This window comes from Streptomyces sp. NPDC107454 (assembly GCF_055582885.1).
Genome location: NZ_JBVJPA010000054.1, coordinates 2,638 through 3,799, shown reverse-complemented (window position 1 = coordinate 3,799; position 1,162 = coordinate 2,638). Strand labels below are relative to the sequence as shown.

At 57.6% G+C, this 1,162-nt stretch carries 1 rRNA gene (cut by both window edges); it reads right to left on the bottom strand.

What is annotated here, in order from left to right:
- A 23S ribosomal RNA gene (locus ACZ69M_RS51045) occupies positions 1–1,162 on the bottom strand (it extends past both window edges: 1,416 nt to the left, 741 nt to the right).

Below are 1,162 nucleotides of genomic sequence, written 5' to 3'. Positions count from 1 at the left end.
GAAACTCGCTAGAGGCTTTTCTCGACAGCATAGGATCATCCACTTCACCACAATCGGCTCGGCATCAGGTCTCAGCCTTGATGTGCGACGGATTTACCTATCACACGGCCTACACCCTTACCCCGGGACAACCACCGCCCGGGATGGACTACCTTCCTGCGTCACCCCATCACTCACCTACTGCAGGTCTGGTCCGTCGGCTCCACCACTCCCCTTTGCCCGAAGGCTCCGGGGCGGCTTCACGGACTTAGCATCGCCTGGTTCAATGTTTGACGCTTCACAGCGGGTACCGGAATATCAACCGGTTATCCATCGACTACGCCTGTCGGCCTCGCCTTAGGTCCCGACTTACCCTGGGCAGATCAGCTTGACCCAGGAACCCTTAGTCAATCGGCGCACACGTTTCTCACGTGTGTATCGCTACTCATGCCTGCATTCTCACTCGTGAACCGTCCACCACTGCCTTCCGGCGCGGCTTCACCCGGCACACGACGCTCCCCTACCCATCACAGCCGCCGTTGGGCGTATTGCTGCAATGACACGACTTCGGCGGTACGCTTGAGCCCCGCTACATTGTCGGCGCGGAATCACTAGACCAGTGAGCTATTACGCACTCTTTCAAGGGTGGCTGCTTCTAAGCCAACCTCCTGGTTGTCTCTGCGACTCCACATCCTTTCCCACTTAGCGTACGCTTAGGGGCCTTAGTCGATGCTCTGGGCTGTTTCCCTCTCGACCATGGAGCTTATCCCCCACAGTCTCACTGCCGCGCTCTCACTTACCGGCATTCGGAGTTTGGCTAAGGTCAGTAACCCGGTAGGGCCCATCGCCTATCCAGTGCTCTACCTCCGGCAAGAAACACACGACGCTGCACCTAAATGCATTTCGGGGAGAACCAGCTATCACGGAGTTTGATTGGCCTTTCACCCCTAACCACAGGTCATCCCCCAGGTTTTCAACCCTGGTGGGTTCGGTCCTCCACGACCTCTTACAGCCGCTTCAACCTGCCCATGGCTAGATCACTCCGCTTCGGGTCTTGAGCGCGCTACTAAACCGCCCTATTCGGACTCGCTTTCGCTACGGCTTCCCCACACGGGTTAACCTCGCAACACACCGCAAACTCGCAGGCTCATTCTTCAAAAGGCACGCAGTCACGAGGCAAACA